This window comes from Pseudonocardia asaccharolytica DSM 44247 = NBRC 16224 (assembly GCF_000423625.1).
Classification (GTDB): Bacteria; Actinomycetota; Actinomycetes; order Mycobacteriales; family Pseudonocardiaceae; genus Pseudonocardia; species Pseudonocardia asaccharolytica.
Window position 1 is genome coordinate 212877 of record NZ_AUII01000004.1, and the last position, 21347, is coordinate 234223.

Genomic DNA, 21347 nt, shown 5'->3' on the forward strand with positions numbered 1-21347 from the left:
ACCACAGGTGGGTCGGCTGCGCCGGATGTGACGACACGGAAGGCACTGAGGCCGGTGCGCCGCAAGCCGACGCGGCGACGCCGGTAGCCTTCCGCGACGTGCCGTCCGCCAGCTCAGCCGCGCCCTCGGTGACCTCCCAGCCGCCGCGACCGGCGCTGGTGCGACCACTGGCCCCGGCCGTGCTGGCCGCGGCCGCCGGGGCCGAGCTCCGCCATCCCGCGGCGGCCCGCCCCGTCACCGGGGTCACCCTGCGCGCCGCCGAGGTCCGGCCCGGCGACCTGTTCGCCGCGGTCGCCGGCGCCCGCGCGCACGGCGCCGACTTCACCGCCGCGGCACTGGCCGCGGGCGCCGCCGCCGTGCTCACCGACCCGGACGGGGCCACCCGGCCCGCGCTCGCGTCCGGCGCGGTCGCGGTGCTCGTGCACCCCGACCCGCGCGCGGCGCTCGGTGAGCTCGCCGCGCGGATCTACGGCGACCCGACCGTGCGCCTGAAGGTCATCGGCGTGACCGGAACCAGCGGCAAGACCACCGTCGCGCACCTGCTGGAGGCCGGGCTGACCGCGGCGGGGCGCAGCAGCGGGCTGCTCGGCACCGTGCGCACCCGCATCGGCGAGGAGAGCCTGCCGAGCGCGTTCACCACCCCCGAGGCGCCCGATCTGCAGGCGGTGTTCGCGCTGATGGCCGAGCGCGGGGTGACCGATGTGGCCATGGAGGTCTCCAGCCACGCCCTGGCCCTCGGGCGGGTCGCCGGAACCCGCTTCGCGGTCGGCGCGTTCACCAACCTCTCGCAGGACCATCTCGACTTCCACCGCGACATGGCGGACTATTTCGCGGCCAAGGCCCGGCTGTTCGACGGGCGGGCCCACCGGCACGTCGTCTGCATCGACGACGAATGGGGCCGCAGGCTGGCCGCGGCGACCCCCGGCGCGGTGACCGTGTCGACCACCGGTCCGGCCGCCGACTGGCGCGCGACCGGCGTCGCCGGCGACCCCGACGGCAGCCAGCGCTTCGTCGCGGTCACCCCCGACGGCGGCGAGCTGCCGGTGCATCTGCGGCTGCCCGGCGCGTTCAACGTCGCCAACGCGCTGGTCGCGCTTGCCTGTCTGGACGCCGTCGGGGTGCCCGCCGCGGTGGCCGCGGAGCGGTTCGAGCGGCTCGCGGTGCCCGGCCGGATGCAGCGCGTCGATGCCGGCCAGCCGTATCTCGCTGTCGTCGACTACGCCCACAAGCCCGCCGCGGTCGGCGCGCTGCTGGATGCGCTGCGCGCCCAGGTTCGCGAGGCGGGGGGCGGGCTGCTGGTCGTCCTCGGCTGCGGCGGCGACCGGGACCGGGGCAAACGCCCGCTGATGGGCGCGATCGCGGCGGCCCGCGCCGAGCTGCTGATCATCAGCGACGACAACCCGCGCACCGAGGATCCCGCCGAGATCCGCCGCGCGATGCGGGAGGGGGCGGTGGCCGAGCCGGGTCGCGGCGAGGTGCGCGAGATCGGGGACCGGCGCGCCGCGATCGCCGCCGTCGTGGCCAGGGCCCGGCCCGGCGACGCGGTCGTCGTCGCGGGTAAGGGGCACGAGAAGGGCCAGGAGATCGACGGGGTCGTCCACCCCTTCGACGACGCCGACGAGCTGCGCGCCGCGATCCGGGCGAGGCACGGAGCCCAGCGATGATCGAGATGAGCCTGGCCGAGATCGCCGCCGTGACCGGGGGCCGGTTGCACCGCGCCACCGGCGCCGAACGCGTCACCGCCGTGGAGTTCGACTCGCGCGCGATCCGCCCCGGCGGGCTGTTCCTCGCGCTCCCCGGCGAGCGCGCCGACGGGCACGACTTCGCCGCCGCCGCGGTCGCCGCCGGCGCGGCCGGGGTGCTGGCGGCCCGCGAGGTCGACGCGCCCGCCGTGGTGGTCCCGGCCGCGGCCCCCGCTGCGACCACCCCCCTGGCCGGCAGCTACCTGGCCGGCGCCGACCCCGACGGCTCCGGTGCGGCGGTGCTGGCGGCGTTGGCGGCGCTGGCCAGGCACGCGGTGGCGGCGCTGCCCGCGCTGTCGATCGTCGGGGTGACCGGCAGCTCCGGGAAGACCTCGACCAAGGACCTGCTCGCCGCGGTGCTGGCCCCGCTCGGCCCGACCGTGGCTCCGCCCGGGTCGTTCAACAACGAGCTGGGTCACCCGTGGACGGTGCTGACCGCCGGGCCGGACACCCGTCACCTCGTGCTCGAGCTGTCCGCGCGCGGGCCGGGACATATCGCCGCACTGTGCGCGGTGGCGCCGCCGCGGATCGGCGTGGTCCTCAACGTCGGCCGCGCGCATCTCGGGGAGTTCGGCTCCGCGGAGGCGATCGCGCGGGCCAAGGGCGAGCTCGTCGAGGCGCTTCCCGCGGATGGGGTGGCCGTGCTGAACGTCGACGATCCGGTCGTCACCGCGATGGCCGCGCGCACCGCGGCGCGGGTCGTCACCGTGGGCCGCTCGCCCGACGCGACCGTGCGCGCGCAGGACGTGCGGCTCGACTCGGGCCGCGCCCGGTTCCGGCTGACGGCTCCGTCGGGTGCCGTCGACGTCGCGCTCCGGCTGGTCGGCGAGCACCACGTCGGCAACGCGCTGGCGGCCGCGGCGGTCGGGCTCGAGCTCGGCGCGTCGCCTGCGGCCGTGGCGGCGGCGCTCTCGGTCAGCGAGACGGTGTCGCGATGGCGGATGGAGGTCACCGATCGCCGCGACGGGGTGACCGTCGTCAACGACGCCTACAACGCCAACCCGGAGTCGATGCAGGCCGCGCTGCGCGCGCTCGCTGCGATCGGGGCCGGACGCCGCCGCACCTGGGCCGTGCTGGGCCGGATGGCCGAGCTCGGCGAGCAGAGCGCCGCCGTGCACGCCGAGATCGCCGGGCTGGCCGCCGAGCTGGGCGTCGACCGGCTGATCGCCGTCGGCGAGACGGCATACGGCGACCGGGCCCGGCAGGTGCCCGATCCGGCGGCGGCGCTGTCGTTGCTGCGCGCCGAGCTGCGGCCCGGGGATGTGGTGCTGGTGAAGGCTTCCCGGGCGGTCGGCCTCGATCGTGTGGCCACCGCGCTGCTGCCACCCCATGAGGAACAGGAGAACGAGCTGGTGTCCCGGTGAGAGGTGTCTTCGTCGCCGCCGGCGTCGCGTTGGCGGTGTCCATCCTGCTGACCCCCTATCTGATCCGCTTCTTCGCCAGGCAGGGATTCGGCCAGGAGATCCGCGCGGACGGCCCGCAGAGCCATCAGAGCAAGCGCGGTACCCCGACCATGGGCGGTGTGGCGATCCTGCTCGCCATCTGGCTGGGCTACCTGTTCGCGCACCTGCTCACCAGCGAGCCGATGACGGCCTCGGCGCTGCTGGTGCTGTTCCTGACCACCGGGCTGGGGATCGTCGGTTTCGTCGACGACTTCATCAAGATCCGCCGGCACCGCAACCTCGGCCTCAACAAGACCTCCAAGCTGGTCGGGCAGCTGATCACCGCGGTGGTGTTCGCCGTGCTGGCCCTGCGCTTCGCCAACGCCCGCGGCCTCACCCCGGCGTCGGACAAGCTCTCGTTCGTCCGGGAGATCGCGGTGCTGAGCTTTGGTGCGCTCGGTTTCGTGCTGTTCTGCTATCTGGTCGTCTCGGCGTGGTCGAACGCGGTGAACCTCACCGACGGCCTCGACGGGCTCGCCGCGGGTACCTCGGCGATGGTGCTGGCCACCTACGTGATCATCGGTTTCTGGCAGTTCCGCAACAGCTGCGCCATCGCCGCGGCCGCGGGGTGCTACGAGGTCCGCGACCCGCTGGACGTCGCGCTGGTCGCCGCCGCCGCGATGGGCGGCTGCATCGGCTTCCTGTGGTGGAACGCGGCGCCGGCGCGGATCTTCATGGGCGACACCGGTTCGCTGGCCCTCGGCGGGCTGATCGCGGGGCTGTCGATGGTGACGCACACCGAGCTGCTGCTCGTCGTCATCGGTGGGGTGTTCGTGGTCGAGGCGCTGTCGGTCGCGCTGCAGATCGTGGTCTTCCGGACCACGCGGCGGCGGCTGTTCCGGATGGCGCCGTTCCACCACCACTTCGAGCTGGCCGGCTGGGCCGAGACCACGGTGATCATCCGGTTCTGGCTGCTGGCGGCGATCTGCGCGGCGCTGGGGCTGGGCATGTTCTACAGCGAGTGGCTGACAGCCTCGGCGGGCTTCTAGGTGAGCGTCATGCGTCCTCCGCGCCCGCGCCGCGCCCGCTGCCCCAGCCGCATTATGGAGCCATGACGTGGCCGGGCGGCGGCGTTCATGCGCGTTATGGAGCCATAACGCGCACGGGGGCGGGGTGTGAGCGCGTTCACCGGGCGCCGGGTGCTGGTCGCCGGCGCGGGGATCTCGGGGGTCGCGGCGGCCGAGGTGCTGCTCGCGCACGGGGCGCTGGTCACCGTGACCGACGACGACCCGGCCCGGCTGGCCGGGCTGCCGGCCGGTACCGAGGCCGCAACCGGGGGCATCCCGGAGGGCACCGCGCTGATCGTCACCAGCCCGGGCAGGCGGCCCGGCCACCCGCTGGTCGCGCAGGCTGCCGAGCGGGGCATCGAGCTGGTCGGGGAGCCGGAGCTGGCGTGGCGGATCGGCGCGGCCGCCGCCGAGCCGCCGGCCTGGCTGGTCGTCACCGGGACCAACGGCAAGACCACGACCACCGGCATGCTCGCGGCCATCCTGCAGGCCGCCGGCCTCGATGCCGTGGCCTGCGGCAACATCGGCGATCCCGTGATCAGCGCGGTGGCCGAGGGCCACCGGGTGCTCGCCGTCGAGCTGTCGAGCTTTCAGCTGCACTGGTCGCCCTCGGTGCGCCCGGTCGCCGGTTGCGTGCTCAACGTCGCGCAGGACCACCTCGACTGGCACGGCGGGATGGACGCCTACGCAGCGGCCAAGGCCAGGGCACTCACCGGTGACGTCGCCGTCGCCGTGGTCGACGACGTCGCCGCCGCGGGCCTGCTCGCCGCGGCGCCCGCCCCGCGCCGGGTCGAGGTCACCCTCGGCGAGCCCGGGCCGGGCCAGCTCGGTGTCGCCGGCGGCACGCTGTGTGATCGCGCGTTCGCCGAGGCGCCCGTTCCGCTCGTCGACGCGGATCAGGTGACTCCCGGCGGCGCGCCCGGGCTCGCCGATGCCCTCGCGGCGGCCGCCTTGGCCCGCGCGTACGGGGTCGGGGCCGAGGCCGTCGCGGCGGGCCTGGCCGGGTTCCGGCCCGGCCCGCACCGCGCCGAGACGGTCGGGACGGTCGGCGGCGTCCGTTACGTCGACGACTCGAAGGCCACCAACCCGCATGCCGCCGACGCCTCGCTGTCGGCCCAGGAAGGCTCCCGGGTCGTGTGGATCGCCGGTGGGCTGCTCAAGGGCGCCTCGGTGGCCGAGCTGATCGCCCGGCGGGCGCCCGCGCTGGCCGGGGTCGTGGTGATCGGAATCGACCGGGTGGAGATCGTCGGCGCGCTGGCGCGACACGCCCCGCACGTCCCCGTCGCCGAGGTCGGCACGGGCGAGGATGATCCTATGACGACCGCAGTGCGCCGCGCCGCGGCGCTCGCCCGGCCGGGGGACGTCGTGCTGCTCGCCCCGGCCGCGGCGTCGATGGACCAGTTCCGCGACTATGCCCATCGCGGGGACGCCTTCCGGGCCGCGGTCCGGGCGCTGGCGACCCCCGGCCCGGCGGGAACCCGGGGATGAGCGGACGCGGCGTCGGCGCGGCGCGCCGCGGAGCACCGGCCACCCGTCGGACCCGGCCCCCGGCCGCCGGCTGGCGCGCCGCGCTCGGTCGCGCCGGGGCCGCGCTGGCACAATGGCTGCGTCGCCCGCTGACCTCGCTGCACCTCATCCTCGGCGTGTTCGGATTGCTGACGCTGTTCGGCCTGGTCATGGTGCTCTCGGCGTCGTCGGTCGAGGCGATCGCCGCGGGCGAGTCGTCGTACTCGGTGTTCGCCCGCCAGCTCCTGTTCTGTGTGATCGGCCTTGTGCTGTTCTGGGCGGGCCTGCGGATCTCGCCGAAGCGGCTGCGGGCGCTGAGCCCCGCCGCGCTGGTGGTGTGCGTCGGACTGCTCGTCGCGGTGCTGGTCCCCGGGATCGGCGAGGTGCGCAACGGTGCCCGCCGCTGGTTCGACCTCGGCTCGTTCACCGTGCAACCCGCCGAGCTGGCCAAGGTGGCGCTGGTGATGTGGGGCGCGCACGTCCTCGTCCTGAAACGGGCCGTGGTACACCAGTGGAAACACGCGCTCCTGCCGGTCGTCCCGGTTGCGCTGGTCATCTGCACGCTGGTCGTGCTGCAGCCCGCGCTGAGCACGACGGTCGCGCTGGGCATCGTGCTCGCCGCGCTGCTGTTCTTCGCGGGCGCCCCGATCCGGCTGCTGGTGACGATCACGATCGGTGGCGCGTTCGGCGCGCTCATCCTCGGTTTGACGGCGAGCTACCGGCACAACCGGATCGCCGCCCTGTTCGCGGGCGACGACGCCGATCCGCTCGGCTCCGCCTACCAGTCCACCCAGGCGATGTACTCGCTGGCCGACGGCGGGCTCTTCGGGGTCGGGCTGGGCCAGGGCCGGGCGAAGTGGAGCTACCTGCCCAACGCCCACAACGACTTCATCTTCGCGATCATCGGCGAGGAGCTGGGACTGGTCGGGGCGTTCGCGGTGCTCGCGCTGTTCGCGACCCTCGCCTACACCGGGCTGCGGATCGCCGCCCGCAACACCGACCCGTGGCTGCGCATCGTCTGCGCGACGGCGACGGTGTGGCTGGTGTCGCAGGCGTCGATCAATGTCTCGTACGTTGTGGGCCTGCTGCCCATCACCGGGCAGCAGCTACCCCTGATCTCATCCGGAGGAACTTCGATCTTGGTCACGATGTTCGTGTTCGGGATCCTCGCGAACGCCGCCCGGCACGAGCCGGAGGCCGTCGCGGCACTGCGGGCGGGCGGCCAGGGCCGCATCGCCCGGCTGCTCGGGCTGCGCCCGCCGGAGCCCTACCGGGCATCGGCCGCTCGCCCGCAGGCCCAGCGAGTGCGCCGGTGACCCAGCCGCAACCGCCGCTGTCGGTCGTCATCGCGGGCGGCGGCAGCGCCGGGCATATCGAGCCCGCGCTGGCCTTTGCCGACGCCGTTCGCCGGCTACGGCCCGGCGCGGAGGTGACGGCGCTGGGCACCGAGCGCGGCCTGGACACCCGGCTCATCCCCGCCCGGGGGTACCGGCTGGAGCTGATCCCGCCGGTCCCGCTGCCACGCAGGCCCAGCGGGGATCTGCTGCGGCTGCCCGGGCGGGTGCGCACCGCGATCGGGCGGGTCCGCGAGGTGCTGACCGAGGTCGACGCCGACGTGGTCGTCGGGTTCGGCGGATACGTCGCACTGCCCGCCTACCTGGGCGCCCGCGGCCGGGTCCCGATCGTGGTGCACGAGGCCAACGCGCGGGCCGGGCTGGCCAACCGGGTCGGCTCCCGGTTCGCCGCCCTCGTCGCGACCGCGGTGGCGGGCAGCGGGCTGCCCGACGAGCGGGTCGTCGGGATGCCGCTGCGCCGCGCGATCACCGGGCTGGACCGGGCCGCGTTGCGCGCGCGGGCCCGCGCCCACTTCGGGCTGCCCCCCACCGGGCCGGTCCTGCTCGTGTTCGGCGGTTCGCAGGGGGCGCGCACGCTCAACACGGCGCTCGCCGCGGCGCTGCCCGGCCTGCTGCACGCCGAGGTCGCGGTGCTGCACGCGCACGGCCGCACCGGGACCTCGGCGGCGCCCGCGCCTGGCTACGTGCCGCTGCCCTATATCGAGCGGATGGACCTTGCCTACGCCGCCGCCGACGCGGTGCTCGGCCGCTGCGGGATGACCACGGTCGCCGAGGTCACCGCGGTCGGGCTGCCCGCGGTCTATGTGCCGCTGCCGCACGGCAACGGGGAACAGGCGCTCAACGCGCAGCCGGTGGTGGCCGCGGGGGGCGGCACCCTCGTCCCCGACGACGAGCTGACCGGAGAGCGGGTGCTGGCCGAGCTGCTGCCGCTGCTGGCCGACCCGCGGCGACTGGCCGCGATGGGCACCGCCGCCCGCGCCTGCGGGCACGGCGATGCCGATGAACGGCTGGCCCGTCTCGTGCTCGAGATGATCGCCCGATGAGGCCCGCGGAGGCCGCCGGACGCCTGCGGGCCCGGCGTCGGGGCGTAGCGTTGCGGTCCAGGCGGGGGGCAGCGATGACGGGTCTTGGGCAACGGGTGCATCTGATCGGCATCGGCGGCGCCGGGATGAGCGGGATCGCCCGGATCCTGCTGGCCCGCGGTGTCGCGGTGTCCGGATCCGACGCCAAGGACTCCCGGACCGTGCTCGCGCTGCGCGCGCTGGGCGCCCAGGTGCAGGTGGGACACGACGCCGCGCATCTCGACCTGCTCGGCGGGCCGCCCACGGTCGTCACCTCCACGGCGATCCGGGCGACCAACCCCGAGCTCGCGGCGGCCCGCGCCCGGGGGCTCACCGTCGTCCATCGGTCCGAGGCGCTGGCCGCGCTGACCGAGGGACGCCGGCTCGGCGCGGTGGCCGGCACCCACGGCAAGACCTCGACGAGCTCGATGCTGACCGTCGCGCTCCAGCACTGCGGTCTGGACCCCTCCTTCGCGATCGGCGGTGACCTGGCGACCTCGGGGTCGGGCGCCCATCACGGCGCTGGCGACGTGTTCGTGGTGGAGGCCGACGAGAGCGACGGTTCGTTCACCGCGTTCGCCCCGCGGGTCGCGGTCGTCACCAACGTCGAGCTCGACCATCTCGACCACCACGGCGACGAGGCCACCTACCGGCGCGTGTTCGAGACGTTCGTCGAGCGGATCACGCCGGGCGGGTCGCTGATCGGCTGCGCCGACGACCCCGGCGCCGAAGCGCTGGCCCGGTACGCCGAACAACGGGGGCTGACGGTCCGCCGCTACGGCCGCACCGCCACCGGCGCCGCCGACGCGACGCTGCTCGACTTCCGTCCCGAGGGCTCCGGCGCGCTGGTCAGGGCGCGGCATCGGGACGTCGAGCTGGCAGTGCGGCTCGCGGTCCCCGGCGAGCACATGGCGTTCAACGCGCTCGGCGCGTTCCTGGCCGGTGTCGAACTCGGCGCGCCCGCCGACGGCCTGCTGGCCGGGCTCGCCGCGTTCGACGGCGTCCGCCGCCGGTTCGAGTACAAGGGCCGGGCGGCCGGGGTGGCCGTCTACGACGACTACGCCCACCACCCCACGGAGGTCGTGGCGACGCTGCGGGCGGCGCGGGAGGTGGCGGGCCCGGCGGGCGGACGGGTCGTGGTGGCGTTTCAGCCGCATCTGTACTCCCGCACCCGCGCCTTCGCCGCCGAGTTCGGTGCCGCGCTCGCGCTGGCCGACGAGGTCGTCGTCCTCGAGGTGTACGGGGCCAGGGAGGATCCCCAACCCGGCGTCACCGGCGCGCTGGTCGCCGACGCGGTCCGGTTGCCCGCCGGGCGGGTGCGCTACGTGCCCAGCTGGTCGGAGGTGCCGGTGGTGCTCGCCGGGCTGGCCCGATCGGGTGATCTTGTCATCACCATGGGTGCGGGGGATGTCACCCTGCTCGGGCCCGAGGTGCTGCTGGAGGTGGAACGGCGAGCGGGAAGGGCGGGATGACCGGCCCGGCGCCGGAACGGTCCGCTGCCGCCCGCACCGCGGCGCCGCGGGCGGGCACCGGGCGTCCGGGCCGCCTTCGCCGGGCCCGCCCGGCCAGCGGCCCGCACAGGGGGAGACGCAGAGGCCCGCGCCGGCTCCGCCCGACTCCCGCGCCGCATCACCTGCGCCGCCGCAGGGTGGCGCTGCTCGTCGTCGTCCTGGTGGCGCTCGCCGGGCTGGCTGTCGGGGTGCGGGCGCTGCTTTATGACAGCGGGCTCGTCGATGTCGACCGGGTCGAGGTGACCGGGGCGTTCACCGTCGACCCGGCCGCCGTGCTGGCCGCCGCGGCTGTCGAGCGGGGCGCGCCGCTGATCGCGGTCGACACCCGCGCCGTGGCTGGCCGCGTCGCGCTGCTTCAAGGCGTGGCCCGGGTCGAGGTCACCCGCGACTGGCCACACACCGTGACGATCGGGGTCACGGAGCGGGTCGCGGTCGCGCTGGCCGAGACCCCGGAGGGCCGCCTGCTCGTCGACGACACCGGGGTGCCGTTCCGGCCCGCTCCCGAGGTGCCGCCCGCGCTGCCGCGGCTGGTGTTCGGCGCCGTCGGCCCCGATGACCCCGCGACAAGGGCGGCGCTGGAGGTTCTCATGGCGCTTCCGGAGTCCGTGCGGGTCCAGACCCAGACGATCGACGTGGCCGCGCCGGCCGCCGCGAGCGTGGCGCCGACAGTGATCCTGGGCCTGACCGAGGACCGCCTGGTGCGCTGGGGGTCGCCCGAGCGGTCGGTCCGCAAGGCAGCGGTGCTCGTCCCACTGTTGACCCAGGAGGGCACCGTCTACGATGTGGCGAGTCCAGAGCTGCCCACCGTGCGTCGCTGACCAGATACAACCAGTAGTGAGAACGATCCGATGGTGGCCAGTGTCCCACCGGGGGTCGGCCACGCGCGGCGCGCCTAATGGACCGCCGCTGGAACCGCACCTAGCGTTCCCGCGGGAAGGCCCGGGCCAAGCCGGAGCCGGACCGAAGTGCTCGACTCAACTGGGCTCGACTGAAATGGGCTGGACTGGAAGGTGCCGCGCATGACGCCCCCGCACAACTACCTGGCCGTGATCAAGGTCGTCGGCATCGGTGGCGGCGGCGTGAACGCCGTCAACCGAATGATCGAGGTCGGCCTCAAGGGCGTCGAGTTCATCGCGGTGAACACCGATGCCCAGGCCCTCCTGATGTCCGATGCCGACGTCAAGCTGGACATCGGTCGCGAGCTGACCCGTGGGCTCGGTGCCGGCGCGAACCCCGAGGTCGGGCGCAAGGCGGCCGAGGACCACCGCGAGGAGATCGAGGAGGTCCTGAAGGGGGCCGACATGGTCTTCGTCACCGCCGGCGAGGGCGGTGGTACCGGCACCGGCGGCGCCCCCGTGGTGGCCAGCATCGCGCGCAAGCTCGGCGCGCTGACCATAGGCGTCGTCACGCGCCCGTTCACCTTCGAGGGCAAGCGCCGGGCGGGGCAGGCCGAGGACGGCATCCAGTCGCTGCGCAACGAGTGCGACACCTTGATAGTCATCCCCAACGACCGGCTGCTGCAGCTGGGCGATGTGGGCGTCTCGTTGATGGATGCCTTCCGCTCGGCGGACGAGGTGCTGCTCTCCGGCGTCCAGGGCATCACGAACCTGATCACCACTCCGGGTCTGATCAACCTGGACTTCGCCGACGTGAAGAGCGTCATGTCCGGCGCGGGCAGCGCGCTCATGGGCATCGGTTCCTCGCGGGGTGAGGGCAGGGCCGTGCAGGCGGCGGGCAAGGCGATCAACTCGCCGCTGCTCGAGGCCTCGATGGACGGCGCGCAGGGCGTTCTGCTGTCCATCGCCGGCGGTTCGGACCTCGGCCTTTTCGAGATCAACGAGGCCGCGTCGCTGGTCCAGGAGGCGGCGCACCCCGAGGCCAACATCATCTTCGGCACCGTGATCGACGACTCGCTCGGCGACGAGGTACGGGTCACCGTGATCGCGGCAGGCTTCGAGGGCGGCACCCCGACCCACAAGAAGCTCGATCCCTCGGCGTTCCGGACCGGCGAGGCCGCCGCGGCGTCCGGCCCAGCCGAACCCGCGGGCGGCTCGGCGCAGACCGGCCATGCCCCGCCGCACAACGGCACCGGCGCCCCGCCGCCCACGCAGAGCGCGTTCGGCACGGGGCCGAACCAGACCGGTACCTTGCCGCCGGCGGCGCCGTACGCGCCGCCGGTTCCGCGTCGGCCCGAGGCGCCGCGCTACGACCCCGCGTTGCCCGAGCCCAGCCACCCGGCCGGCACCGAGCCGCCGTCTGTGCCGCCTGCGTCGTCCCCGGGGATCGGGTCGCCGCCGGCCACGGCCACCGGGGCGACGTCGCCCGACGCCGACGACGACGTCGACGTACCCCCGTTCATGCGGCGCTGAGCGGAGCTTGCGAAGCGAACATGAGGGCTGAGCGGAGCTTGCGAAGCGAACATGAGGGCTGAGCGGAGCTTGCGAAGCGAACATGAGGGCTGAGCGGCGGTGCGTGTCCGGCGGGTGGTGACCACCCGGGCCGGCGGCCGGTCCAGGGGCGCGTTCACCAGTTTCAACCTGTCCCTGGGGGTTGGCGACGAACCGGCGGCCGTGGCCGCGAACCGGCGTCGGCTGGCCGATGAGCTCGGGCTCTCCCGCGGCGGGGTGGTGTTCCTGCAGCAGGTCCACGGCACTCGGGTGGCGACCGTGCGGGGCCCGGTCGGCCCGGCCGATCCGGATCTCCCGGGGACCGATGCGGCCGTGACGGCGACACCGGGCGTCGGGCTGGCCGTGCTGACCGCGGACTGCGTGCCGGTCCTGCTGGCCGACCCGCGGGCCGGTGTGGTGGGCGCGGCACACGCGGGCCGGGTCGGGGCTGCCGCCGGGGTGCTGCCCGCGACGGTGGCGGCGATGACGGCGCTGGGCGCCCGGCCCCCGTCGCTCGAGGTGCTCCTGGGCCCCGCGGTCTGTGGCGCCTGCTACGAGGTCCCCGTGGCGATGCGCGACCAGGTGGAGGAGGCGTTGCCCGGCAGCGCCTCGCGCACCCGCCGCGGGACCCCCGGGCTCGACATCCGGGCCGGGCTGTATCGCCAGCTGGCCGCGCTCGGCGTGGCGCGGGTCGGGGTCGATCCGCGCTGCACCCTGGAGGACCCGGATCTCTACAGCCATCGTCGTGGGGCGCCCACGGGCCGTCAGGCGGCCGTGACGTGGCTGGACCCGTCCGCCCGGTGAACACAAGGGCGGGAGAATGTGCCGGTGAGCGAAGAACGACGCGCGGAGCTTCAGCGACGGCTGGCGGCGGTGCGGGGGCGGATCGAGGCGGCCTGTGCCGCGGCGGGCCGGGACGCGCGCGAGGTCGCGCTGCTGGCCGTCACGAAGACGGTGCCGGCCGCGGACGTCGCGATCCTGCTTGATCTCGGGCTCGCCGCGTTCGGTGAGAACCGGGCTCAGGAGGCGGCGGCGAAGGTCGGCGAGGTCGCCCGGCTGCGTCCGCTCGCCGATCCGGCATGGCATTTCGTCGGCGTCCTGCAGCGGAACAAGGTGCGGATGGTGCTTCCGTGGGTGACCAGGGTGGAGTCGGTCGACTCGGCCCGGCTGGTCGACACGCTCGCCACCGCGATACGCCGGGCTCGCGACGAGGGCGTCCGGAAGGACCCGGTGCGGGTCCTGCTGCAATACAGTGTGGACGGTGATCCGGCGCGTGGCGGGGTGCGGCTGGAAGGCCCTGACGGGCTGCTGGCGCTCGCCGAGCACGTCGCGGGCCGCGCCGAGTTGCAGTTGGACGGGCTGATGTCCGTCGCGCCGCTGGATGCCGATCCGGACGTCGCGTTCGCCGATATCGCCAAGGCCGCCGTCCGGCTGCGCGCCGAGCACCCCGGGGCCACGGAGCTGTCGGCGGGCATGAGCGGTGACCTGGACGTGGCCATTCGTTACGGATCAACGGGGGTGCGTGTCGGAACGGCGCTTGTGGGGGAACGGCGGATAGCCTCGCAGTGACCGTCGATCGCGGGGGCGAACGGCGACGGGGGCGTCGATGATGGGAGCGCGAATGGGCGCGATGTACCGGCTCAAGGCTTACTTCGGAATGGTGCCCGCCGAGGAGATGGGGGAGTACGTCGACGAGCACGTGCCCGGCTACGGGGGCGCTCGCCGGGCCCCCGACGAGCGCTATGCCTCAGCCCGGTACGACTATGACGACCGGGTCGAGGAGCTCTACGGCGGTCGCGGCGACGAATGGGACCGCAGGCCGGGCCGTCCCGGCGGAATGGAGCGAACCCCGCGTGACCTCCATGGCGACTCTCGGATCGACCGGGAGGTCTCGCGCGGGCTGAGCGGAGCGGGGGGCCCCGGCCCGGCCGCGGTGCGCGGCGCGCTGGCGGTCGACCCGGATGCCGCGATGCGCAATCCCATCCGAGACCCGACCCTGCGCGAGGCCACAATGAGAGAAACGACACTCCGCGATCCGATCCGCTCCGCCGAGCGGTCGCCGGCCGGAACCTCGGTGCCCGAGCAGCGCGACCGCGGCGCCGTCGCGCTGGCGCGGATCACCACGCTGCAGCCGCGCAGCTACAAGGAGGCGCGGACGATCGGTGAGCACTACCGCGATGGCCAGCCCGTCATCATGAACCTCACCGAGCTCGATGCCGCCGACGCCAAGCGTCTGGTCGACTTCGCGGCGGGCCTGGCGTTCGCGCTGCGCGGCTCGATCGACAAGGTCACGAACCGTGTTTTCCTGCTCACACCCGCGGATGTGGAGGTCTCGGCGGACGACGCGCGGAAACTCGCCGAACGCGGGATGTTCCGCCAGGATTGACGGCGTGCCCCTCGTCGTTCAGTTCGTCATCTACTACGTGCTCTTCTTCTTCTGGCTGCTGCTCATGGCCAGGATCGTGGTCGAGCTCGTGCGGTCCTTCGCGCACCAGTGGGTGCCCAGCGGGCACAGTGCGGTGGCCCTCGAAGTGATCTTCACGGTGACCGATCCACCGGTGAAGTTGTTGCGGAGAGTGATCCCAGTCGTCCGGATTGGGGGCGTGGGACTGGACCTGTCGATTATGGTTCTGCTGCTGGTCGTGTTCATACTGATGAACGTTGCCCAGCCGATGCCGGTGTGAGCCCCAGTCACCCGGCTTCGCCGCCGAGGACTGCATGAGGTGATCCGATGCCGCTGACACCCGCCGACGTGCACAACGTCGCGTTCAGCAAACCGCCGATCGGCAAGAGGGGATATAACGAGGACGAGGTCGACGCGTTCCTCGACCTGGTCGAGGCCGAGTTGGCCCGGCTGATCGAGGAGAACGAGGACCTGCAGGAACAGGTCGCCCAGCTCGAGCAGCGGCTCGGCAACGCCCAGGCCGACCTGGAGGACGCGCGCTCGCGGCCACAGGGCGCCGGAATGGGTGTGCCGCAGGCGCCGCCGACCCAGCAGATGCAGCGCACCGTGGAGCCGATGCAGCGCCCCATGGAGCCGCAGCGCTCGCTCTCCGCCCCGCCGCCGCAGATGGCCGAGGGCGGTGACCTCGGTGGCGGCGACCACCACGTTCAGGCCGCGAAGGTCTTGGGCCTGGCGCAGGAGATGGCCGATCGGCTCACCGCCGAGGCCAAGAACGAGGCCGACACCATGCTGGCGGACGCCCGGACCAAGTCCGAGCAGCTGCTGTCCGAGGCTCGAACCAAGTCCGACGGGCTGGTCAACGACGCGCGCTCGCGCGCCGAGACGATGCTCAACGACGCCCGCACCCGGGCCGAGACCCTGGAGCGGCAGTCGCGAGACAAGGCTACGTCCCTGGTCAGCGAGGCCGAACGGAAGCAGACCGAGATCATCGGGACGATCCAGCGCGACAAGTCGGTGCTGGAGAAGAAGATCGACGAGCTGCGGACGTTCGAGCGCGAGTACCGAACTCGCCTGAAGACCTACCTGGAATCCCAGCTACGAGACCTGGAGGGCCGTGGTTCCGCGGCGCCATCGGACGGCCGGGCCAACCCGAATGGCGGTTATGCCGCCACCGGGTACGGTCAACGTGCCGACGCCGGTAGCTGACGGTTCCCGCCCGATTGCCTGACCGACCGGGCGGACGGCCCGACGCTGCGCCGCCGCCCAGGGAGTGAATCGTGCTGCTGCTGGTCCTGATCCTCGTCATGATCGCGTTCGGCCTGCTGGTCGTCGCGCTGCTCTCCGGCAGCGTGCTGTGGGCCTGGGTGTCCGTCGCGGTGAGTGTCGGCGCCGCCGGGGTGCTGCTCGTCGACTGGATGCAGCGTCGCGCGGCGGTCAAGGCCGGTGCCGATGCCGGCCGGTCCGTCCCACCGCAGATCCCCACCGCCATCGCCGAGCCGGCCACCGAGATCATCCCGATCGTGCCCGCTGGCGGGCCCGCGCCCGGGGCGCCCGCGGGTGCCGGTCACGGTGGTAGCGGCCGGGGAGACGATCCGGAGGTCGACGCGTCGGCCTCCGAGGCGACCACCGTGCTTCCGGTGATCCAACCGCCCGGCTCTGCGGACCGACCGTCCGGCGCTGGTGAGGACATCATCCCATCGGGCATCTTTTCCTCACCCAGCGTGACCGAATCCTGTGTGGATGTTCCGGGCCCGGGAGTGGGCGCGGCCGCCGAACCGGAAGCCTCCGAGAGCGGCCCAGCCGCGGACCGCCCCGCCGAGCCGGGCGCGGACGACGAGTCCCGGACCTCGGCACCGGCCGTTGCCGGGTCCGCTGCCGACCCCTCCTCGAACGGGGCGTCGGCCGGCGGCGCGCCGAAGGCGGATCTGGGCGCCGAGGAGATCGACGGGCCCACCCTGGCGGTGGCCCCGGCGAGCAGCGCCGGCCCGGCGGCCGGTCAGGAGGCACCCGACGCACCGGACGCGGGTGAGGTGCCGAAGCAGCCCGCGGCCACCACCCAGGTCCGCGCGGGTGACCCACCGATGGCCCAGTCGGAGCGGTGGCGCGGCCCCCAGAACGGACCGCCGCCACCCGATCTCCGGCGCGGCACCCCGCAGGACGCCCGCGGTGGTCTCCCGCCGCCGCTCGGGCCGGGCGGCGAGCCGCCCGAGGAGCCGCGCAACGCCGACGCCGCGGCGCTGGTGGCCGAGCTCGAGGACGAGGTCGTCGTCGTCGACGAGCTCCCGCGCTATCACCTGGCGGGTTGCCGCTCGCTGCCGGGCAAGCCGATCATCCCGCTGCCGGTCCGCGAGGCGGTCGAGCTCGGCTTCACCCCGTGCGGCTGGTGCACCCCCGACCGGGTGCTGAGCGGCCGGCATCCGGCGCAGGTGCGCTGAGCGGAGCTTGCGGAGCGAACATCAGCGCTGAGCGGAGCTTGCGGAGCGAACATCAGCGCTGAGCGGAGCTTGCGGAGCGAACATCAGCGCTGACCCGGGCGGGGAATATCGGCTGCCGCCCGCGCGCTACCCTTGGCGCACACGCACGACCACAGGTATCGATCCGGCCATCACCGGGGAGCCTCCGGAAGAAACGGGTGCCCAGAGCGTCTGCGCATCCGGAGTAGAACCGGACGGGAGCGGCCCGTCACAGCCGTCGAACGAGAGGCCGTCCGCGTCGGTGGACGGCAAGCGGGGTGGTACCGCGGCACCCGAGAACGGATGTCGTCCCCGTGCAGGCAGATCAAAATCGCCGCACGAGGAGCACCATCGCGATGGCCGAACCGCAGTCCCCGTCCTACCCGAGCGTCCCCGCGCATCCGTCGTTTCCCGCCCTGGAGCGGGAGGTCCTCGACTTCTGGGAGGCCGATCAGACCTTCGTCGCGTCCGTCGAGGCGCGACCGGCCGGTGAGAACGGCAGCAACGAGTTCGTCTTCTACGACGGCCCGCCCTTCGCCAATGGCCTGCCGCACTACGGCCACCTGCTCACCGGATATGTGAAGGACGTCGTCCCACGGCACCGCACCATGCTCGGCCGCCGCGTCGAGCGCCGGTTCGGCTGGGACACCCACGGGCTGCCCGCCGAGGTCGAGGCCGAGCGTCAGCTCGGGATCAAGCACAAGTCCGAGATCGAGGAGATGGGCGTCGCCGCCTTCAACGCGGCCTGCCGCACCTCGGTGCTGCGCTACACCGACGAATGGCGAGAGTACGTCACCCGGCAGGCCCGCTGGGTCGACTTCGACCACGACTACAAGACCCTCGACCTGGACTACATGGAGTCGGTCATGTGGGCCTTCAAGACCCTGTGGGACAAGGGTTTGGTCTACTCCGGGTTCCGGGTGCTCTGGTACTGCTGGCGCTGCGAGACCCCGCTGTCGTCCACCGAGACCAAGATGGACGACGTCTATCTCGATCGCCAGGACCCCGCGGTCACGGTCGGGCTGCGGCTGGTCAGCGAGGACCCCGAGCTCGACGGCGCGCTGGCCCTGGTGTGGACGACCACGCCGTGGACCCTGCCGTCGAACCTCGCCGTCGCCGTCCACCCCGATATCGAGTACGTCCTCGTCGAGGCCGCCACGAAGGAAGACCAGGCTGGGGAACGCTACGTGCTGGCCGCCGCCCGGCTGGGCGCCTACGCCCGCGAGCTGGGCGAGGAACCGGCGATCCGGCGCCGGTTCACCGGCGCCGAGCTGCTCGGCACGGCCTACCTGCCGCCGTTCGACTTCTTCGCGGGCCGGGAGAACGCGCATCGCGTGCTGGCCGCGGACTATGTCACCACCGAGGACGGCACCGGGCTGGTGCATATTGCGCCGGCCTTCGGTGAGGAGGACAAGGTCGTCACCGACGCCGCGGGCATCGAGGCCGTCGTGCCGGTGGACGCGCGCGGCGAGTTCACCACCGAGGTGCCTCCGTACACCGGCATGCAGGTGTTCGACGCCAACCCGCAGATCATCCGCGACCTCAAGGACCGCGCCCCGCATGCGCGGGGCGTGCTGCTGCGGCATGAGACCTACGATCACCCGTACCCGCACTGCTGGCGCTGCGGCAACCCGCTCATCCAGCGCGCCGTCGACTCGTGGTTCGTCAAGGTCACCGAGTTCCGGGACCGCATGGTCGAGCTGAACAAGCAGATCACCTGGGTGCCCGAGCACGTGCGCGACGGGCAGTTCGGCAAGTGGCTGGAGGGCGCGCGGGACTGGTCGATCTCGCGCAACCGGTACTGGGGTTCGCCCATCCCGGTGTGGGTTTCCGACGACCCGCGCTACCCACGGGTGGACGTCTACGGCTCGCTGGACGAGCTGGAGCGCGACTTCGGGATGCGGCCCACCGATCTGCACCGCCCCTATGTCGACGAGCTGACCCGGCCCAACCCGGACGACCCCACCGGACGCTCCACGATGCGGCGGGTGCCCGAGGTGCTCGACTGCTGGTTCGAGTCGGGTTCGATGCCGTTCGCCCAGGTGCACTACCCGTTCGAGAACACCGACTGGTTCGAGCACCACTATCCGGGCGACTTCATCGTCGAGTACAACGGGCAGACCCGCGGCTGGTTCTACACCCTGCACGTACTGGCGACGGCGCTGTTCGACCGGCCGTCGTTCGCCACGTGCGTGGCGCACGGGATCGTGCTCGGCGACGACGGGCAGAAGATGTCCAAGTCCCGGCGCAACTACCCCGACGTCAACGAGGTGTTCTCCCGCGACGGCTCCGACGCCATGCGCTGGTTCCTCATGGCCTCGCCGATCCTGCGCGGCGGGAACCTGATCGTCACCGAACAGGGCATCCGGGAGGGTGTGCGCCAGGCGATCCTGCCGCTGTGGAACACCTGGTACTTCCTGTCGCTGTATGCGAACGCGGCGGGCCACCGGGGAGTGGCCCGCACCGATAGCGCCCACGTGCTCGACCGGTACGTCCTTGCCAAGACCGCGGAGCTGGTCGACCAGGTGAGCGCGGCGATGGAGGTCTACGACATCGCCGGCGCCTGCGAGCGGATCCGCGACCACGCCGAGGTGCTGACCAACTGGTACGTGCGCCGGTCGCGGGACCGGTTCTGGGCCGACGACCCGGGGATCAACACGGATGCGATCGACACGCTGCACACCGTCCTGGAGGTGACGGCGCGGGCCGCGGCCCCGCTGCTGCCGCTGACCATGGAGAAGATCTGGCAGGGGCTGACCGGCGGACGGTCGGTGCACCTGACCGACTGGCCGACGACAGGAACGGCAGCGGAAGGAACATCGGCGCAGCGCGCAGAGCTGCCGCGCGACGCCGAGCTCGTCGCGGCGATGGACCGGGTCCGGCAGGTGGCCTCGGCGGCCCTTTCCCTGCGCAAGGCGCGCGGGCTGCGGGTGCGGCTGCCGCTGGCGACGCTCACGGTCGCCGCGCCGGACGCTGCCGTGCTCGAGCCCTTCGCCGACATCCTGCGCGACGAGGTGAACGTCAAACAGGTCGTGCTGAGCGCCGACGTCGCCGCTCACGGGCGGTTCGAGGTGGCGGTCAACGCCCGCGCCTGCGGTCCCCGGCTGGGCGGGGACACCCAGAAGGCCATCCGCGCGGTCAAGGCCGGGGAGTGGAAATCCAACCCGGACGGAACCGTGGAGGCCGCCGGGATCACGCTGCTGCCTGGTGAGTTCACCGAGCGGCTGGTCGCCAAGGATCCGGAGGAGACGGCCGCGCTGCCCGGCAACACCGGCCTCGTGGTGCTCGACACGGCGGTGACCCCGCAGCTTGCGCGGGAGGGCCTGGCCCGCGACGCCGTCCGGGTCGTGCAGCAGGCCCGCCGCGATGCCGGGCTGGAGGTCTCCGATCGGATCGCGCTGACCGTGGATGCTCCCGAGCCGGTGCTCGACGCGATCCGTGCGCACGAGCGGTTCGTGGCGGGGGAGGTGCTGGCGAGGGACGTGACCTATGCGCCGGTGACCGAGCCCGTCCTCGTGGGGAAGGTCTCCGATGGCCACGAGGTCCGCGTCCGCGTCCAGCCGATCCGCCCCTGACCCGCGAGTCGCGATATTTCCGAGCGCGAGTCGGCGTATCCGCGCGGCGGTGCTGGCATGATCGCCCCATGACCGGTACCGCCGCCCGGCGCTGGGCCGAGTTGCAGTCCGGCCGCGGCGTCCCGCCCGAAATCCTCGCGCAGGCCCCGGCCGATCCCTGGGCGCACAACCCGGACGATTTCGCGGCGCCGGCCGTCGCCGCCGACACGCCGTCGCGGGACGCCGCGTTGGCGCTGCTCGGCGAGGGCGGAACACTGATCGACGTCGGTTGCGGCGGCGGCGATGCCACGTTCGCGGTCGCCGAACGCGTCAGGCACGCCACGGGGGTGGACCGCCAGCGGGACATGCTCGAGCTCTACATCGCCGACGCCGCCGCCCGCGGGCTTCCGGCGCGGACCGTGTGCGGCAGTTGGCCGGAGAGCGCGGCCGAGGCGGGCACCGCCGACGTGGTGGTCTGTCACCACGTACTGCACAACGTCGTCGACCTGCCCCCGTTCCTCAGGGCGCTCACCGCGGCGGCGCGGCGCGGGGTCGTCGTCGAGATGCTCACGCGGCATCCGATGGTCTGGCTCGACCCGCTGTGGGCGCGTTTCCACGACCTGCGCCGGCCGCCGCCCGCCACCGACGAGGACGCGGTCGCCGTGCTGCGGGAGCTCGGCGTGACGCCCGAGGTCCGGCATTGGGACCGCGAACGCCGGCCGCCGCACGACCCGGCGTGGGTGGCGCGGCGGCTGTGCCTGCCCGCCGACCGGGAGCCCGAGGTGGCCGCGGCTCTCGCGGAGGTGCCGCCCCGGTCGCGGTCGGCGGCGACGCTCATCTGGCGCGCCTGACGACCCGACGCGCGCTCGGAAATACCGCGACTCGCGGGTTATCGGGGGCGGATGGTGACGTCGCCGGAGCTGGT

The 21347-nt window shown here is 73.5% G+C and carries 17 protein-coding genes; all 17 read left to right on the forward strand.

Going from position 1 to position 21347, the window contains the following annotated elements; translation table 11 throughout:
- The first annotated feature begins 98 nt into the window (after window positions 1-98).
- Window positions 99-1664, forward strand: coding sequence for a UDP-N-acetylmuramoyl-L-alanyl-D-glutamate--2,6-diaminopimelate ligase (locus tag G567_RS0106920; RefSeq protein WP_028929408.1), 1566 nt, complete (start codon window positions 99-101; stop codon window positions 1662-1664).
- Window positions 1661-3106, forward strand: coding sequence for a UDP-N-acetylmuramoyl-tripeptide--D-alanyl-D-alanine ligase (locus G567_RS0106925; protein ID WP_028929409.1), 1446 nt, complete (start codon window positions 1661-1663; stop codon window positions 3104-3106). Before G567_RS0106920 ends, G567_RS0106925 begins: the two co-directional genes overlap by 4 nt.
- The gene (mraY, locus tag G567_RS0106930) at window positions 3103-4173 is read left to right on the forward strand and encodes a phospho-N-acetylmuramoyl-pentapeptide-transferase (protein WP_028929410.1); all 1071 of its coding nucleotides are present in this window, start codon (window positions 3103-3105) and stop codon (window positions 4171-4173) included. Before G567_RS0106925 ends, mraY begins: the two co-directional genes overlap by 4 nt.
- A 126-nt stretch (window positions 4174-4299) precedes the next feature.
- Window positions 4300-5679 carry a UDP-N-acetylmuramoyl-L-alanine--D-glutamate ligase gene (gene murD, locus G567_RS27225; protein ID WP_037056104.1) on the forward strand — a complete coding sequence of 460 codons (1380 nt, stop codon included), beginning with the start codon at window positions 4300-4302 and terminating at the stop codon, window positions 5677-5679.
- Entirely contained in the window at window positions 5676-7013 is a 1338-nt protein-coding gene (ftsW, locus tag G567_RS27230) for a putative lipid II flippase FtsW (RefSeq protein ID WP_084795934.1), read from the forward strand. The genes murD and ftsW overlap by 4 nt, the downstream gene beginning before the upstream one ends.
- Window positions 7010-8095 carry an undecaprenyldiphospho-muramoylpentapeptide beta-N-acetylglucosaminyltransferase gene (gene murG, locus G567_RS0106945; RefSeq protein ID WP_051232457.1) on the forward strand — a complete coding sequence of 362 codons (1086 nt, stop codon included), beginning with the start codon at window positions 7010-7012 and terminating at the stop codon, window positions 8093-8095. Before ftsW ends, murG begins: the two co-directional genes overlap by 4 nt.
- Window positions 8096-8118: 23 nt before the next feature.
- Window positions 8119-9585, forward strand: a complete 1467-nt coding sequence (gene murC, locus G567_RS0106950; protein WP_373865928.1) for a UDP-N-acetylmuramate--L-alanine ligase — start codon at window positions 8119-8121, stop codon at window positions 9583-9585.
- Between the two features lie 176 nt (window positions 9586-9761).
- The gene (locus G567_RS0106955) at window positions 9762-10442 is read left to right on the forward strand and encodes a cell division protein FtsQ/DivIB (RefSeq protein ID WP_028929413.1); all 681 of its coding nucleotides are present in this window, start codon (window positions 9762-9764) and stop codon (window positions 10440-10442) included.
- Between the two features lie 201 nt (window positions 10443-10643).
- On the forward strand, window positions 10644-11993 hold the full coding sequence (gene ftsZ, locus G567_RS0106960) for a cell division protein FtsZ (protein WP_028929414.1): 1350 nt from the start codon (window positions 10644-10646) through the stop codon (window positions 11991-11993).
- A gap of 99 nt (window positions 11994-12092) precedes the next feature.
- Entirely contained in the window at window positions 12093-12815 is a 723-nt protein-coding gene (pgeF, locus tag G567_RS0106965) for a peptidoglycan editing factor PgeF (RefSeq protein ID WP_028929415.1), read from the forward strand.
- A 24-nt stretch (window positions 12816-12839) separates the two neighbouring features.
- Window positions 12840-13580: a YggS family pyridoxal phosphate-dependent enzyme gene (locus G567_RS0106970; RefSeq protein ID WP_028929416.1), complete on the forward strand. Its 741-nt coding sequence runs from the start codon at window positions 12840-12842 to the stop codon at window positions 13578-13580.
- Between the two features lie 52 nt (window positions 13581-13632).
- Window positions 13633-14397 carry a cell division protein SepF gene (locus G567_RS0106975; RefSeq protein ID WP_028929417.1) on the forward strand — a complete coding sequence of 255 codons (765 nt, stop codon included), beginning with the start codon at window positions 13633-13635 and terminating at the stop codon, window positions 14395-14397.
- 4 nt (window positions 14398-14401) lie between these two features.
- Window positions 14402-14695 (forward strand): YggT family protein, encoded by a 294-nt coding sequence (locus tag G567_RS36070; RefSeq protein ID WP_028929418.1) that lies wholly within the window; start codon window positions 14402-14404, stop codon window positions 14693-14695.
- 47 nt (window positions 14696-14742) lie between these two features.
- A complete protein-coding gene (wag31, locus tag G567_RS0106985) occupies window positions 14743-15621 on the forward strand; it encodes a DivIVA-like cell division protein Wag31 (RefSeq protein WP_028929419.1) in 879 nt (292 codons plus the stop codon).
- 71 nt (window positions 15622-15692) lie between these two features.
- Window positions 15693-16850, forward strand: coding sequence for a hypothetical protein (locus tag G567_RS31850; RefSeq protein ID WP_051232461.1), 1158 nt, complete (start codon window positions 15693-15695; stop codon window positions 16848-16850).
- Between the two features lie 374 nt (window positions 16851-17224).
- Complete coding sequence (ileS, locus tag G567_RS0106995) at window positions 17225-20443, forward strand: isoleucine--tRNA ligase (RefSeq protein WP_028929420.1); 3219 nt, start codon at window positions 17225-17227, stop codon at window positions 20441-20443.
- A 68-nt stretch (window positions 20444-20511) separates the two neighbouring features.
- Window positions 20512-21273, forward strand: coding sequence for a class I SAM-dependent methyltransferase (locus tag G567_RS27240; protein ID WP_051232463.1), 762 nt, complete (start codon window positions 20512-20514; stop codon window positions 21271-21273).
- Window positions 21274-21347: the final 74 nt, after the last annotated feature.

Excerpts from the sequence above, each read along its gene's own strand:
- ileS (WP_028929420.1), top strand. The coding sequence starts at position 17,225 with ATGGCCGAACCGCAGTCCCCGTCCTACCCGAGCGTCCCCGCGCATCCG.
- G567_RS27240 (WP_051232463.1), top strand. The coding sequence starts at position 20,512 with ATGACCGGTACCGCCGCCCGGCGCTGGGCCGAGTTGCAGTCCGGCCGC.
- G567_RS0106975 (WP_028929417.1), top strand. The coding sequence starts at position 13,633 with ATGGGCGCGATGTACCGGCTCAAGGCTTACTTCGGAATGGTGCCCGCC.
- ftsZ (WP_028929414.1), top strand. The coding sequence starts at position 10,644 with ATGACGCCCCCGCACAACTACCTGGCCGTGATCAAGGTCGTCGGCATC.
- ftsW (WP_084795934.1), top strand. The coding sequence starts at position 5,676 with ATGAGCGGACGCGGCGTCGGCGCGGCGCGCCGCGGAGCACCGGCCACC.
- wag31 (WP_028929419.1), top strand. The coding sequence starts at position 14,743 with ATGCCGCTGACACCCGCCGACGTGCACAACGTCGCGTTCAGCAAACCG.
- G567_RS0106925 (WP_028929409.1), top strand. The coding sequence starts at position 1,661 with ATGATCGAGATGAGCCTGGCCGAGATCGCCGCCGTGACCGGGGGCCGG.